General features: G+C 71.2%; 13 protein-coding genes. 3 read left to right on the forward strand and 10 right to left on the reverse strand.

All coding sequences use genetic code 11. The features are described from left to right. On the forward strand, window positions 1-410 hold a 410-nt coding region (locus D7V93_RS20310; RefSeq protein ID WP_244237399.1), incomplete at its 5' end, for a thiamine pyrophosphate-dependent enzyme. 68 nt (window positions 411-478) lie between these two features. On the opposite strand, the gene D7V93_RS20315 is transcribed toward D7V93_RS20310, so the two are convergent. Next, entirely contained in the window at window positions 479-2,809 is a 2,331-nt protein-coding gene (locus tag D7V93_RS20315; protein WP_208723080.1) for an alpha-amylase family glycosyl hydrolase, read from the reverse strand. A 263-nt stretch (window positions 2,810-3,072) separates the two neighbouring features. Here D7V93_RS20315 and D7V93_RS20320 point away from each other — a divergent pair, with 263 nt between their 5' ends. Then, the gene (locus D7V93_RS20320; protein ID WP_158623798.1) at window positions 3,073-4,272 is read left to right on the forward strand and encodes a low temperature requirement protein A; all 1,200 of its coding nucleotides are present in this window, start codon (window positions 3,073-3,075) and stop codon (window positions 4,270-4,272) included. Between the two features lie 56 nt (window positions 4,273-4,328). Here D7V93_RS20320 and D7V93_RS20325 read toward each other — a convergent pair whose 3' ends face one another. Beyond that, entirely contained in the window at window positions 4,329-4,955 is a 627-nt protein-coding gene (locus D7V93_RS20325) for an RNA polymerase sigma factor (RefSeq protein WP_244237400.1), read from the reverse strand. A gap of 194 nt (window positions 4,956-5,149) precedes the next feature. Between D7V93_RS20325 and D7V93_RS20330 the strand changes: the two genes are divergently transcribed. Next, window positions 5,150-5,686 carry a response regulator gene (locus tag D7V93_RS20330; RefSeq protein ID WP_158623799.1) on the forward strand — a complete coding sequence of 179 codons (537 nt, stop codon included), beginning with the start codon at window positions 5,150-5,152 and terminating at the stop codon, window positions 5,684-5,686. A gap of 127 nt (window positions 5,687-5,813) precedes the next feature. On the opposite strand, the gene D7V93_RS20335 is transcribed toward D7V93_RS20330, so the two are convergent. From D7V93_RS20335 to D7V93_RS45020, 8 genes are all read right to left on the reverse strand, one after another. Next, on the reverse strand, window positions 5,814-6,545 hold the full coding sequence (locus tag D7V93_RS20335) for a hypothetical protein (RefSeq protein WP_147451252.1): 732 nt from the start codon (window positions 6,543-6,545) through the stop codon (window positions 5,814-5,816). Window positions 6,546-7,791: 1,246 nt separating this feature from the next. Further along, a complete protein-coding gene (locus D7V93_RS20340; protein ID WP_120644999.1) occupies window positions 7,792-9,963 on the reverse strand; it encodes a hypothetical protein in 2,172 nt (723 codons plus the stop codon). Next, window positions 9,960-11,579 (reverse strand): hypothetical protein, encoded by a 1,620-nt coding sequence (locus tag D7V93_RS20345; RefSeq protein ID WP_120645000.1) that lies wholly within the window; start codon window positions 11,577-11,579, stop codon window positions 9,960-9,962. Before D7V93_RS20345 ends, D7V93_RS20340 begins: the two co-directional genes overlap by 4 nt. Continuing rightward, window positions 11,548-11,742, reverse strand: coding sequence for a hypothetical protein (locus D7V93_RS20350; protein ID WP_120615343.1), 195 nt, complete (start codon window positions 11,740-11,742; stop codon window positions 11,548-11,550). The genes D7V93_RS20345 and D7V93_RS20350 overlap by 32 nt, the downstream gene beginning before the upstream one ends. A 4-nt stretch (window positions 11,743-11,746) precedes the next feature. Next, window positions 11,747-12,934 carry a phage baseplate assembly protein V gene (locus D7V93_RS20355; RefSeq protein WP_120645001.1) on the reverse strand — a complete coding sequence of 396 codons (1,188 nt, stop codon included), beginning with the start codon at window positions 12,932-12,934 and terminating at the stop codon, window positions 11,747-11,749. After that, window positions 12,931-13,140: a hypothetical protein gene (locus tag D7V93_RS20360; protein ID WP_120615345.1), complete on the reverse strand. Its 210-nt coding sequence runs from the start codon at window positions 13,138-13,140 to the stop codon at window positions 12,931-12,933. The genes D7V93_RS20355 and D7V93_RS20360 overlap by 4 nt, the downstream gene beginning before the upstream one ends. Continuing rightward, complete coding sequence (locus tag D7V93_RS20365; RefSeq protein ID WP_120645002.1) at window positions 13,140-13,481, reverse strand: hypothetical protein; 342 nt, start codon at window positions 13,479-13,481, stop codon at window positions 13,140-13,142. Before D7V93_RS20365 ends, D7V93_RS20360 begins: the two co-directional genes overlap by 1 nt. A gap of 18 nt (window positions 13,482-13,499) precedes the next feature. Next, the coding region (locus tag D7V93_RS45020; RefSeq protein ID WP_158623800.1) for a hypothetical protein at window positions 13,500-15,244 on the reverse strand (1,745 nt) is incomplete at its 5' end.

Below are 15,244 nucleotides of genomic sequence, written 5' to 3' on the forward strand. Positions count from 1 at the left end.
GGGTGAAGCTGGCCCACCCGGACAAGACCGTCATCGGCTTCACCGGGGATGGCGGGAGCATGTACACCATCCAGGCCCTCTGGACGGCGGCGCGCCACGGCATCGGCGCGAAGTTCGTGGTGTGCAACAACGGGGGCTACCGGCTGCTCGACCTCAACCTGCTCGAGTACTGGAAGGAGCGCGGCATCCCCGAGCACCCGTTCCCCAGCTCCTTCGACCTGTCCCGCCCGGCCCTCCACTTCGTGGAGCTCGCGCGCTCGCTGGGAGTGCCCGCCGTCCGGGTGAGCACGGAGCAGGACATCGGTCCCGCGCTCGACCTGGCCCTGTCGGCCTCGGGCCCGTTCCTCATCGACTGGGTGCTCCCCCACGCGCCCGTGGACCCGAGCGTGGACCGCCGCTGCGGACAGTAGGCCGCGTGTGAAACACAGCTGAAAAGCGGGGCCAGGATCGGGGAGACCCGGTCCTGGCCCCTGTCGTTTCAGCGAGCCAGCCGCTGGAAGACGACGATGCCCCGCGCGGGGAGGACGACCCGCAGCGCGTCTGCCGACGGGAGGAGCGTCGCCCCGAAATTGCCGACGTTGTTCCCCCCATACCGTTCGGCGTCGCTGTTGAAGACCTCCTTCCAGGCGCCCGCGCCGAGCCGGGGGCTCACGAGCTCATAGCCCTGGCGGAACGGCGCGTCGTTGAGGCTCGCGACCACGAGGAACTCCTCCGCCCCGCTCCAGCGGCGGAAGGCGAGGACGCGGTTGACGTCGTGCACGCCGAGGACCTCGAGGTCGCGCGACCGCAGCGCCGCCTGGCCCAATCGCAGACGGATGAGCTCCTGGTAGTACCGGAAGAGGTGCTGTCCCCTTCCCTCGCGCAGCCCCAGGAGGTCCTCCCGCTGGCTCACGAAGGTGTCATACCGGTAGTCATTGGCGGCGCCGACCTCCTCCCCCATGAGGAACATGGGCGTGCCCGCCGCGAGCACGGAGAGGCCGAAGACGGTCCGGCAGCGCGCCTCCGCGGCCCGGAGCACGTCGCCCTCCAGCGCCGCTGCGTTGGCGGCGAGGACGAGCGTCCGCCGCGTCCCCTCCCCGTTGCCGGCCTCGTCGTGGGACTCGTGGTAGACGACCTTCTTCTGCCCCGTCCGCGCCAGCACGCCGGCGAAGGTGCCCATGGCCAGCGGCCCGCCCCCTCCCGTGCCGGAGGTCCAGAGCAGCTTGGCGAACTCCATCCCCCGCGTCGGGCCGCCAATGAGGTGGTGGTAGAAGTCGGCGTACCACGCGGCGTCGAAGCCCAGGCCGCCCTCCGACACGGGGGTGGTCACCGAGTCCCAGCCGGAGTGGTCCTCCGCCATGAGCATCACCCCCGGGCGGATGAGGCGCAGGGTGCGGCACCACTCCCGGAGGAAGCGCGCCCCGGCGATGTTCGTCCGGGAGGCCGGCTGCCCGTCGGCGTGGAGGACGTTGTAGCTGTGGATGCACGTCGTCTGGTCCACGCGGAACCCGTCGATGTGGAACTCCTCCATCAGGCTGACGGCGCTGCTGGTGAAGAGCGCGCGGACCCCCTCCTCGTGGAAGCGGGGGGCGTATCCCGTCGACTGGTTGTCGATGTACCCACCGTGCCCTGGCGCGGCCGTCGCGCCGGGCTGCGCCGCCGCCCGCTCGTAGTCGGGGTAGTGCTCGGGGCGGCCCTCGTACCAGTAGTAGAGGTTGTCCGGGTGCGCGTTGGAGTCATACATCCACTGCGCCCGTTCAGCGTCCGGGTGGTAGTGGTTGTAGACGACGTCCATGATGACAGCGATTCCGCGGCGGTGGCACTCGCGCACGAAGTGCTTGAGCTGGTCGCGCCCGCCGCCCGCGTATTCAATCGCGAAGTAGTGCGTGGTGGCGTAACCCCAGTTGGGCAGGCCGCCGAACTCGGACATCGGGAGCAGCTCGACGGCGTTGACGCCGAGCGCCTCCAGGTGGTCGAGCAGCGCCACCGCGTCCGCCAGGGTGCCCACCGCGTCCTTGCCGAAGCCGAGCGCCCCGACGTGCAGCTCGTAGAGGACCAGGTCCTCCACGCGCGTGGGCACGGGCCGCTCGGGGCGGAACTCGTCGCGCCAGAACTCCTCCTCCGGGAGGAACTCCTGCTCGGGCCAGCGCGGCTCGCAGAAGTGCTTCGTCACCTGGTCGGGGTCCACCACCACGGAGCAGCTCACGGTGGCGTTCACCTCCAGCCGGCTTCCCGGGTGGGGCCTGCCCCGGGGATTGGAGGTCCCCCGTCCAAGCTGGCAGCGCGAGTAGAGGTCGGTCCTGTAGACCACCTGCCCGTCCGCCCGGGTGACCCTGAACATGTAGGGCTGGAAGCGGAGCCGCTCGAACTCCAGGGCGTCAGGGCCCTCGGAGGACGTCTCCCAGACGCCGCCCTCCTCGCGGACCATGGGCAGCACCGGGAGCGAGGGCGACAGGCCCGTCCCGTCATCGGCGATGTAGCCGCCCTCCTGCGTGCCGAACACCACCTCGACCTGTCTGGCATTGGGAGCCCAGACCGCGAAGCGCGCCAGCGGCCGGGCCGCTCCCGGGGCGAAGTGCTTCTGGGCGCCGAGGCGGCGGCCCTGCGTGAGATAGTAGCGCTCGCACGAGGGCTCGGAGCCGAGCACGAAGCCGCGGACCGGCTCGGGCGCGACAGGCTCGCGCAGCTCGGCCGGGATGCCCCACAGATCGTCCCCACCGGGCCCGTCCACGATGACGCCCCACAGAAAGCACCGCCCCACCTCGGAGCTGTCAAAGGAGACAGTGGCGCGGAAGCAGGGGCAGCCATCCTCCGCAATGGCTGGCTCCATGGGGATGACCGACCAGGTGTCGGAGGCGCGTCCCTGCGCGTCCCAGCTCCCGGTGAGTCGGACATTTCGAAAGACTTCTCGTTTCAATCCCGTGCGGTATTCGAATTGGACGGAGCTGGGCATGCGGGTTCCTTTGTCACGAGGAAGGTGTGGCAGAGGCATGGAGCCGCTGCCCCGGAGGCGTGACGGCACCCCGCTCTGCCGGCAGTCGTCCATCACATCGCCCGCACCGAAGCTCCATGGAGGTCATCCGGAGGTGACTGGTGCATCCACGAGCAGAGCCCCCACTCCACGCCCTCTCCAGGCGTCCCACGCTCCGCTCCATCGAGCACGAACATCACCCCGAGCGCAGGGCCACCTGGACCGAGCTCTTCTTCGACGTGGTGTACGTCGTGGCCATCGCGCGGGTCGCGCATGAGCTGAAGCAGGACCCGACGCTCCCGGGCGCCGCCGCGTTCGCGGGCCTCTTCGTCCCCGTGTGGTGGTCGTGGATTGGCGTCACCATCTACGCGGACCGGTTCGACGCGGATGACACCGCCGACCGGCTGCTGCTCGCCCTCCAGATGCTGGGGGTGGCGGCGCTCGCCGTGCAGATCCACGACGGAGTGGGCATCAACGCGCCCGGCCTGGCGCTGGCGTACTGCGGGCTGCGGCTGCTGCTCATCCTCTTCTACGCGCGAGCCTGGCGGCACATCCCGGAGGCCCGGCCCCTGGCGGCCCGGTACATGGCGGGCTTCTCGCTCGCGCTGCTGCCGTGGCTCGCCTCGGTCTTCGTCCCGTCCCCGCTGCGCTTCGGTCTCTGGGCGGCCGGCATCGCCATCGACCTGCTCACCCCCCTGGCCTCCCGCCCCCAGCAGGGGGCGCTGCCGCTGAGCCCCGCGCACCTGCCCGAGCGCTTTGGCCTGTTCACCCTCATCGTGCTGGGCGAGACGGTGGCCTCGGTGGTGGGCGGCGTGGCCGGGCAGCACTGGGCCGCCACCTCCGTGCTGACCGCCGTGCTGTCCTTCGCCTTCGCCTTCGCGATGGGGTGGCTCTACTTCGACAACGTGAAGCACGCCACCGTCCACCCGAAGCGACGCTCGGCGCAGGTCTGGGTGTACATCCACCTCTTCCTGATGATGGGCCTGACGGCGAGCGGGGCGGGCGCGGAGCTGCTCATCGCCATCCCACCCGGCGAGCCCGTCAGCGCCGCTGCGCGGTGGCTCTTCTGTGCCGCCACCGCCAGCTGCTTCGCCGCGTTCGCGGTCATCCTGCGCACCACGGAGTGCTCGCCCGGCCGGCGGCCGCGGCGCGACCTCCGGCCCGGGATGCTGCTGGTGGCCTCGGGCACGATGATGCTCATCGGCCTCGGCGGTGAAGCCCTTCCCCCCTTCCTGCTGACCGGGAGCGCGGGCGCGCTCGCCGCCCTCCAGCTCGTCGCGCACCACCAGGGGCGAGCGCACGCACGGCGGGACCCGGGATGAGCAGGGTGTTCCCGGACGCCGGGCCCAGGGCCCTCCGAAGGCGGCGGGGCCTCCCGCTAGGCGCGGGTGTCCGAGAGCGCGATGAGCCCTTCCTCGATGGCGAGGGCGCGCAACTGGGCCTTGAGCCGCTGGAACTGCTGGCGCAGCGCCGTCGCCCTGCGGGCCTGCTGCTCGCTCGTCATCGACTCGTCGGAGTCCGACATCGCTCGCACCACCTCCGGCCAGGAGAGCTTCTGATCCACCCGGAGCACCAACAGCTTCTGCTGCTCGGGGTCCAGCCGCTCGCAGAGAGCGCGGAAGCGGTCCTTGACGGTGCTGCGCTGCCAGGGGCGCGTGGTGGAGCGCCGCGGCGCGGAGCGCGCGGAGATGGCGGACAGGCTGACGTGCCGATGCCGCACGGCGGGCGCGTTCAGCAGCTTGAAGCAGACGTTGCGCGCGATGCGCTGCGACCAGGTCCGGAAGGAGCTTTCCCAGCGGAACTCCGGCAGCCCCTTCAGGAGGCACTCACAGAAGAGGCTGAAGGCCTCCTGGGCCTGGGCCTCGTCCCGGAGGACGGCGCCCATGAGCCGGCGGAGCTCCGGCCCGTAGGCGATCAGCGCCTGTTCAACGGCGCGGTTGTACTCGCCTCGAGCGCAGAGCGCCTGCAGGTCGTCTTCCAATCGTCTTCTCTCTTCGATTTGCACGCGACATCTCCTTCTTCCCTCAATCCTTCTCAGGAAAGATGGAGATGGAGTGCCGGGCACGCCGTTGTGACGCGACCCAGGATTTCCTTGAGCCTGCGGTTCGCCGGCCATCACAGCGAGGGCGTCCGGGGTCTACTGAGAGAGAGGGATGGAACGCGGTTCGGGCCGTCACCTCGCGAAAGGAAGACCCCGCCATGAGCACCATTCTCCTCGTTGATGATGAAGTCGAAGTCCTCGATCTCTATTCCGACCTCCTCGAGTCGATGGGTCACGACGTCCTTCGAGCGAGCGACGGCATGCAGGCCCTGGAGGTGGTCCGGCGGCGGCATCCTGATCTGGTGGTGACGGACCGGATGATGCCGCGCATGAACGGCGTGGAGCTGTGTAGCGCGCTCGCCCAGGTGCGGGAGCTGCGGGGCCTCCCCATCATCATGCACAGCTCCTCCGGCAACCCCCACGCGCCCGGTGTCGTGGCCTTCCTCCCCAAGTCCGGCGATCTGGAGCGGTTCGAAGAAGTGGTGACGCGGACGCTGGACACCACGCGGCGAAGATCAAAGCCATCCCGTTTCCCTTCGGTGGGCCTCCAGCAGTTCCAGGCCGTCCGCCTACTTCTTCGGCATCCGGACGGTGGGTCCCGGGGGCAGCTTGGGTGCGCCCTTGGCCTTGAAGCTGGCGCCGGCCGCGGACTTCATCGCGGCCGCGGGAGCGCTTCCCAGCTGGGCGCGCGGTGACGCGGCGGTCGTCGGCTGCTGGGCGGGCGTGACGGGACGGGTCGTGGCGGGCTTGCGCTCCGCCGTGCGCCGGGTCTGCGGGCTCATCGTCTTCATGGGTCTGCTCCTTCCACTGCCACCGTGAGATTCATGGGCGCGGACCTGGAATGCGTCCCGCGGGAATGCCTTCCAGCTTCAGGGGCAGACCGGACGCGGCGGCGACCTGCAGCTCCACCAGTCCTCCGGCCCCAGTGAGATGCACCTCCGTGCCCACTTCCAATCGGCACCCCACCGCGGGACGTCCCGCCTGGTCCTGCGCCAACAGTCGACGTCGATCCTCGCTCACCACCACCGAGGGCCTCCGCAGCGCCACCTGGGCCTGCGCGATGAGCACGCAGCGCTGACCCTTCACGCTCGCCCGGACGTGGGCGCGGACGCGAGCCAACTCGGGCGCGTTGCCTTCAGGCGGCTTCGCCAGGAGCGTGGCCTTGGGGGAGGGGGCGCCTGGCAGCACCGCGCCCTCCCAGAGCGCTTCAAAGCCTTCATCCAGCCCCACCACCGCGAGCGACAATGACAACCGCACGGGCTCCGCGCCGAGCCAGAGTTCGTCCGGCGCGACGATGGCCACCTCCGGCTCCAGCTGGAGTTCCGCGAGCCGGCTCCAACGCTCGGTCAGCACGTCCGCCAGCCACCCGGCTTCCTCCAGGGACATGCGGGCCACGGCCTTCTCCAGGTGCGTGGGGTCCGCGAGCCGCTGGAGCGCGGCGGCGCCGTCCTTGAAGCGTGCGTTCTCCAGCAGGCCGTCGAGCTGACCCGGGAGGTGCTTCGACATCGAGCGCAGCAGTTGTCCCAACCGCTGCCGGGGAGGAAGGTCGCTCATCCGCGCCTCCGCCACAGTGACCGGCCTGTCATCCGCTTCCGCAAGCGCTGCTCGGCTTGCTGGAGTGTTTCGTGGTCCTCGCGCGTGACCCGGCGGCCGTTCACGAAGAAGGCCCGCGCACCTGTCTCGGGTTCGGACTCCGGTCCTTCGGCCCACAGCGGCTCTTCGTCGAACACCGTCTCCCGGGGCGGCGCTTCAGCACGGCGCGCGGGAGGGACCAACCTGTTCACTTCGATGTGCACGGGCCCCGGTGCGGGACGGCCAGCGCGCCTGTCTGGAGTTCGCTGGGGCTCCAGCGTCTCCCTGGTGGACTGCGTGGGCGGCCGCGACGCTCTCTCCGCAGGCCTTGCGGGCCTGTCTCCACGGCGTGGTTCGCTCGGGAAGAGCGGGGCGGCGGGTGTGCCTGGAACGGGCGGCAGGCCGGGACTCAGCGCGTGGAACCGTCTTCGCTGCCGGGGCACAGGGGCCGCGGGGGGAATGGGCTCGGCAGGAGAAGCCAGCGGCTCATGAGAGACGGCACGGGGAACCCGGTGGCGACGCGTGGCTTCTTCTGGTGCACGCGCACGCACGAGCCGACGTGCGGGCTCCCTTTCAAAGCCATTGGCGGAAGGTCGCGGCACGCGGGTCCTCCTCAGAGGCAGTGGGACTTCTGCCCGTTCGGTCACGTTCGGCGGGTGATCGACCGTGAGCGCGTCCGGCCTCTTCGGCTCCGGGTGGGGATGCGTTGGAGCCGGGAGGTCTTGCCCTCCGACTCGGTGCTGTGACGGCCAGGCTCCGGTTTCCTCGCGGCCCACGTCAGAAACACCGTCAACCGGAAGGGGGCCGCTAGCTGGTGCCTGCTTCAAGTCGCGGACGTGGGTCATCTCTCCACGCGTCTCCCGGGCCTCCAGCATCCGTGCCGTCATCGACTCCGGACGGGGGATACGGCGGCGCGTGCGCTCAGGCAGCACTGCCGGGGATGGGGCCCTGGCCTGAAGCGGCTGCACGGTCGCGGGGACGACACTCCCCTGCATCACGTTGCGCGGAGCCGACGACGGCGCGGACCTGGGTGCTGACGCGAGCGGCGCGGCCTTCGCTGAACGCCCTCCCTCCCCTCCGCGTCCCTGTGCCGTGGGTGACGGCAGCGGCGGTGGGATGGGCGGCTCCACCTTGAACGTGCCTCCCTCCCCTCGCTCCAACGGGTGGAGCACGCGGTCCAGCTCCGTGAGCATCGCGGCCACCGCGAAGATGTCATCGCGCGGATCCCTCATCTCGGACCTCCCAACCACCCCTTGAGCACCGAGACCGCGACCCGCAGCTCCGGATCTCTCAGCACCGTCTTCGTCACTCCACCGTCCTGCACGGTGACGTTCGCCGTGCCCGGATCCAGCTCGATGGGCAGCATCACCCCGGTGGCGAGGCTCGGGCCTCCGAAGCCGTTGAAGTCACGCCGCAGCGTCACGTCGCGCACCAGCGTCTTGGGCAGTTGCAGGTCCCGGAGGGTGATGACCACCACCTCCTCGTCATCCCCGCAGCACGGGGGCGTGGGCGTCACCGTCGTCTCGTCGTCCGCTCGGGCCGCCGCTCCCGTCCGCACATCGACCGTGTCCACCTGCGCCACGCCCTGCCACCAGGTGCCCTCTTCATCCGCGCCGCGCACCAGCAGCAACTCTCCCGGCCTCGCGACCGGCACGGGCTTCGTCGAACCCGACGTGCTCTCCAGCGGCATCCCGTCCAGGAACAGCCGCGACGCGCCCACCTCCACCGGCGGCAACAGCGCGAACGTCTTGCCCGGGTAGGGCGCGGCCACCGCCGGAGGCACCAGCCCCAGCACACCACCGCCCTGCCCCAGCACCAGCGCCAGCCTCGTCCCCAGGGAGATGACCTCCTGCACCACGCCGTCCGCCTGCGGTCCCGCCGCCGCGCGTCCCTCCATCAACTCCTGCGTGCTCACCGACACCGCGCTCGCGTCCACCGGCGTCCCGCTCCGCACCAGCCCCGCCACACCCGGCAGCTTCGCGTCCGCCGCGATGGACACGTTCAGGGGCGCGATGAGCAGCCGCTTGTCCCCGGGCGTGCCACCCTTCACCTCCCAGCCCAGGACGAGCGCCAGCGTGGGCCGCTCTCCCCCGACGTGAGCCACGTGCCCTGCCTGCACCCTCCCCAGGTCCGCCCCGGGCGACACCGACAGCGCCGTCGCCTGCGTGGGCGTGTCCTTCACCAGCGTCACGGTGCCCACCAACGGAATCCCCGTGGACGACCCCGCGAGCACCCGCGTCAGGCTGTCGCAGAACGGCGTCAACACCTGGCGCAGGAGCGGCGCCAGCGCGGCGCGGTTGCGCACGTCGAACCATCTCTGGCGGAACACCCAGTGGAAGCGCAGCGACCACTCCAGGGTCCGCAACATCCGGAGCGAGCCATCCGGGTACGCGAGCCGGGACGCCACCGCCTCGTCCATCCCCGTCCCCGCCGCCACGTCCAGCAATGTCATCTCAAAAGAGAGCTGCCCGGGAAGCCCTGGCGCGTCCGCCCGGCGCAGCGTCGTCTTGAGCGCGTTCAGCGCCGACGTGGACTGCGTGGCGGTGCGAGGAGGCTGGAGCGCCGTGGCCACCGCGCCGTAGTCCGTCGCCTGACCCTGGAGTGAATCCGCCGCGCGCTGGAGCGCGTCCGTCAGCGCCGCGTCCGCGCCCTGCTCCTCCACCGTGGTCTTCGCCTGGAGCAGCACGCTCCGGTCCGCCAGACACTCGCCCTGGCGGGACGAGGCCCCCACGGCCACCGCGTCGAAGTCGCTGACGGAGGAGCCGACCGTCAGCGCATCGAACTGGCTGCTCAGCGGGACCGTCTCCGCCGACGTCGTCAACTCGCCCCGGCGCTCGGTGCGCAGCGCGCTCCACGTCTTCATCTCCGCGATACCGCTCTCCGCGGCGTCGCGGCGCTGGTCGCTGCTGAAGAGTCCCGCGTCGATGGCATCCGGCACGAGGCCGCTCGCCACCAGCGGCCCGAAGTCATACGTGGGCACGCGCACCGCCACCTCGCCCCCGTGCTTCTCGTCGCGGAACGCGAACAGCGTCACGGTGCCCGCGAGCAGCGCGGCCCCCGTGAGCTTCCCGTCGCCGTCCGCGCCAATGGTGCCCACCGCGAACTCCAGCTCCTCCACGCCCGGCAGCCGCTGCTCGCCTCCCGCGAGCGACGCGGCGGACAGCGCGGGCAGCCCCTCGCCCCTGGGGGAGCTCGCCAGGGCCGACGACAGCGCCAGCCCCACCGCGCGACGGCGGGCCCGCTCGATGACGTTGAACACGGGCAGCAGCGCGCACACCGTCTGCACGTGCGGCGCGTCCTGCTCCGCGACACCGTCCACCCGGTCCAGGAAGGCCTCCAGCTGCTTCCAGGCCGCCTGCCAGCCATCCAGCTCCATGCTCAGGCGCTTCACCGCGCTCACGGGCCGCTTCCTTTCTTCGGCGTCCCCGACGGCACCGGCGTCCCCGTGGCGGGCGGAGCCGGGCTCGGTGCGCGCTCCGACGGCCCGGGCCCTCCGTACCCCATCGCCAGCGAGCGACTTCCCCGGCGCTGCGCCAGCTTCGTCGCGGCGATGCCCTCCTCCACGCTCTTCGACGTGGGCAGCTGGTCCTTCGCCTGTTCCAGCGCCTCCACCAGCGTGGAGCGTGCCCGGCGCGCGCCGTCCACCAGCTCCTGCGGCGTGCGCCCCACCGCCGCCGCGAAGCCCTCCGGCGCTTGCTCCAGCGCCTTCACGAACGCGTCCGCCTGCGCCTGGCTCTGCGTCTTCAGGTTGCCCCAGGCGTCCTTCACCTCATTGCCGCTCGCCTCCAGCACCTGCAGCACCTTGCTGTCCGCGAGCTGCTTCCCCACGTCTTCCAGCGTGAGGTTGCCTTCAGCCAGCTCCATCGCGGCGGACAGGCCCAGCAGCTCCCACAGCAGCGCGGCCTTGGCCAGGTTGGGCCCCGCCGCCAGCAGGCAGAGGCCGCCCACGTAGCCGCCCGGGGGCCGGTTCTTCGCCGTGAGGAACGCCTGCTTCAGCCCCGCCACGCCGCCCCGCGTGGACACCGTCAGCGCGTACATGCCCGCGGACTTGAGCGCGTCCAGCAGGTCGATGATGGCTTGCACCGCCTGCGCCAGCTTCATCAACACCTGCACCTTGTCCTGCATCGCGTTGGCCAGGCTCTTGATGAGCCCCGCGAGGTTGTCCACCGACAGGAGCAGCGACTTGAGCGACTCCGGGAGGATGAGGAGCTTCTCCAGGTCCGGGAACAGGTCGCGCATGCGCGCCGACTTCCAGTCCGGCTTCACCGACCTGCCGCGCGCCCGGCTGCGGCGCGGATCCAACGCGCCCTTGGGGTACTTCTCGAACGCCTTCTTGAACGCGCTGATGTTGAACAGCTTGCCCATCAGGTAGAGCGCCTGCCGGAGCGCGTCCAGCGACGGCGCCGCCATCACGATGAACACCGCCTGCACCGGCGCGCCGTCCGTCACCGTGGGGCGCGCGTCGTCACCCGGATCATCGAAGGACGCGACGAACCGGCCCGCCCAGCGCGAGAAGGCATCCGGCGTCACCGGCGGACGCTCCAGCGCGTTCCCCGCCTTGAAGTCCCTGGGCAGATCCGGGATGAAGCCCGTCTCCGCGAGGTTCGTCTCCGTGGGGCCGATGCCCGGCGCGTCCGCGTAGAGGTAGGCGCCCGCGTTGAGCAGGTCGTCGATGATGTCCTTGAGCAGCGCGTAGGCCGCGAGGATGAGCGCCCGGAACGGATCCGACAGCCCCAGCAGGATGGCCGACAGCGCCTGGAGCAGCGCCTGCACGAACTGGAGCACCGCGATGATGACCTGGAGCGGCGGCTTGACGATGCCCACCAGCTGCTCCAGCCCCGGCGGGGCCGCGAGCACCAGCGGTCGCCAGGACGGGCCCCCCGCGGCTCCGCCCGACGTGCCGGTGCCGGTGCCGTCGCCGCCCTCGGCCTCGTCCAGCGCCTGGGCCAGCTCCTTGCAGCAGACCTCCAGCGCGCTGTGGAGCTCAGCGAAAGCGGCGTCGGTGGGGTCGGCCACGCGCGTCCTCCCGGGTGCGTTGCTCCAGCTCCATCATCTTCTCCAGCCGGTCGGCGTCCTGGGCCACGCCCACCGCCGCCGCCTGGAGCAGCAGGGCCTTCACCTCTTCCAGCCGCTCCCGCAGCACGGACGCGTCCAGCGGACTCCAGTCAGGGGCCTTCATCGCGTCACCCGATCGGCATGCGCTTGACGAAGCCGAAGTAGGACCAGTCCAGCATCGGCGTCATCGCGGCCCACACGTCCAGCAGCGGCCCGTACGCGGCCACCGTCATCGGGTTCACCGCCTTGAGGATCTGCGCCAGCATCGTGAAGTGGATGGCCAGCCCGTCCCCCAGCACCATGGGCGACACCGCGGAGATGCCGCCCACCTGGCACATGCCCAGCATCGTGTTGATGGACACGTTGCCCATCAGCGCGTCGATGGAGATGGCGTTGAGCGAAGGGCCCGGCATGTCCGGCATCGTCGCGGCGACCTTCACCGCCTTGCCCGCGGCGAGCTGCACGTTGCCTCCGGACGTCACGCCAAAGCCGCCCACCGCCGTCTCCTGCGACGCGCCCGACACGTTGCGCGTGTGGCTGCCCTGGACGCGGTCCTCGCGCGGGCCGCCCACCGTCTCCTTCAGGCCCGTGCCGCCCACCACGCGCGAGTACCCCGCCACGTCCACCTTCTCAGTCAGCGAGCCCGTCACCTTCAGCGTCACGTCCCCGCCCACGGTGCGCGTGTGGCTGCCGTCCACCGTCTCGTCCTGGAGGCCGCTCACCTCCAGGCGGTCATCGCCGTCCACCTCCGCGGAGCGGTTGCCCTCGTTCACCGTGCGCTCGTTGCTGATGAGCTGGTCCAGCCCCTCCTCCGACAGGATGATGCGGTTGCCCTGCCGGTCGTGGATCTCCACGCGCGCGGACTCCGGCCGGTCGTCCAGGACGATGTAGTGGCCCGTGGCGGACTTGAGCATCCGCACGCCCGGCACCGCCGTCTGCGGCGGGTAGTCATGCTTGGGCACCTCGCTCACGTCCGGCGCCACGCGCGCGGTGGAGTCCGGCTGGCCCAGGTCGGAGAGCTTCGGCTCGCCCCACCACATGCCACTCCAGATGGGCTGCGACAGGTCGCCCGCCTCGAACTCCACCCAGACGCCCGCGCCCACGTCCGGCACCACGAAGAGGCCCTGATCAGGCCCCGCGTACGGGGTGCACGGCATGGCCCAGCCGGTGGCGACGTCGCCCATCAGCCGGGGCACCACGCACTGGATGCGGCCCAGGTTCAGCGGATCCTGCACGTTGGTGACGTAGCCGCGGTACTTGCCGAAGTAGCGGCTCTCCGTCCGTTCAATGAGCTGTTGCAGGAGTTGTTCAATCATCGCGCGCTCCCCAGGTCGTTGTCCTCGTCGTACTGGCGCACGCCGGAGACATCCGAGAGGTTGATGTAGACAGGCGTGGTGCCGTCCGGCCCCGTGAGGTGGACGACGTCGTCGATGAGCTCCACCACGAGGCCCACGTACACCTGGCCGAGCGTGGTGAAGAGGTAGCAGCGCTGCCCCATGCTGGCTTCGAGCAGCTTGCGCATCAGTCCTCCAGCGCCTGCACCAGCCGCGTGGCCAGCTTCGAGCGCGTGTCCACCCAGGCGCCCACCTCACGCTGGCGCTCGGCGGCGAGCCTGCGGCGCGCGGTGCGCACCAGGTCCTGGAGCGTCACCGGCGCGGGCGGCACGGGCGGCAGGCGGGAGATGCGCACGTCCAGGGCCTGGAGCACCGTCAGGTCCAGGCCCAGCTTCACCTGCGTGCCGGCGAGCTTCGCCAGCGCCGCGGCCTTCGCGTCCAGCGCGTCCGGCGTGGTGGAGAGGGTGACCTCGGGCAGCGCTTCACGCTGGAGGGCGACACGGCCGCTGAGGGCGAAGGCGTCAGGCATGGTGGGGGTCCTCGCGCGCTACGGGTTGAGCTGCACCACGGAATCGGCTTCCTGGACGTGGACGCCGGAGGTGGTCGCGTTGCCGACAGCCGCCACGCGCGAGCCGCCCAGGATGATGACGGAGTGGGCGTGCGGATCCGGCTCGGGCACGGGCAGGATGGGCACCGTCGCCTCCTGCACCGGCTTGGAGCCCGTGCCGCTGGTGCCGCTGTAGAACGAGTCCGACAGCACCTCGTGCAGCACCGACACGTTGAGGATGCTCTGCTTCACGGTGGGCGCCGCCGAGTCGAGGCCGAGCACGCTCTTGTCCACGAGCTGGAGGGCCTTCTTCGGGTCGCCTTCCGCCGCGGCCAGCACGGAGCGCACGTGGCCCTGCACGGTCTCCGGCGTGTCCACGTAGAGCGCCACGCGGTCCACCAGGGTGCGCAGCGCCGTCGTGGGCGAGTCGTCCGTCGGCACCGCGATGCCGTAGAGCGTCCGCGCGCTGATGCGCAGGTCCAGGCCCGCGGGCAGCTTCGACCGGACGTCCTCCTGCGTGGCGTTGTCCACCACGGCGCGGCGGGCCACCTCCGTGCCCGCCGCTTCCTGGGTCCCTCCCTCCGCCTTCGCCCCGATGGCTGGCGTGGTGACGATCTCCGACAGCAGCGTGGAGAAGGCGTCGCTCGCCAGGTCGCGGCGGCGCTGGAGGCCGCCGAGCAGCAGCTCCTGGTCCAACGGCACGCCCAGGGTGGAGCCTCCGCCCACCGGAATCTGGAGCGTCAGCGAGTTGGAAGGCAGCGTCCACGCAGGGCGCACCAGCGGCAGGGGCGGCGTCACCGTCTCCGCGCCCAGCACCACGTTGCCGGTGAAGGTGAGCGGCGCGCGCTCCATGCGCACGACGACGACGTTCACCGCGGACAGGCACTGGCACCGGTTGCCGCTGAAGACGGTGGAGTCCGTGCGGCGCAGGTACACCGCGCCCACGCCGCCCTGGCTGCGCAGCTCATTGCCGGACACCGCGGCGGAGATGATGGCGCCGCCATTGCCCAGGACCATCAGCGCCGGGCCCCGCGCGGTGATGTCATTGCCCTCCACCTGCACGCCCCGCCGCGCCTTCACCGGAGGTCGCGGCAGGATGGGGATGGGCTTGAGCAGGAAGTCCACGAGCGCGGGCTGGAGCAGCACGTCCGCCGCGTCCAGGTAGCGCGAGGCCGCCGTGCTGGCGCTCTGCGCGGGCACGAACACCTCGGGCGACAGCGTGAGCGAGCGGTTCAGCACCGGCCCCACCGCGAAGCGCTGCTTGAGGGAGCCGATCTGCACCAGGTCCTCCGGGCGCGGCACCGCGGCGAGCGTGCCCACCAGGGACGTCGGCGGCGTGTAGAGGACGGGGCGGCCGTCGAGGGTCGTCTTGGGCGCGGGGTCGACGGCCAGGAACGGCACGCGCGACAGCTTCGCCACCAGGTCCTGGGGCAGCGTGTCGGTGACGATGAGCACCCCCACCCCGCCTCCGCCGCCACCCTCGTGGCGCACGGTGTTCCCGCGCACGCCCACCTCGCCGCGCCAGTCGATGGCCACCTCGTGCAGCACCGCCTGCTCCAGCGTGTTGCCGCTCTCCAGGAAGACGTTGCCGCGCACCACCAGCTCACCGGAGCCCACGAAGGTGGCGACCGCCTGACCCAGCCCCGGCACGCCTGCGGTGGGCAGCCCCGCGCACGCGAAGAGGTGGTTGTCGGAGACGACCGTCACGGACAGGTCCGGCCGCAGCGTCAGCCCCGCCACCACGC

It is taken from the genome of Corallococcus llansteffanensis, assembly GCF_003612055.1.
GTDB lineage: Bacteria > Myxococcota > Myxococcia > Myxococcales > Myxococcaceae > Corallococcus > Corallococcus llansteffanensis.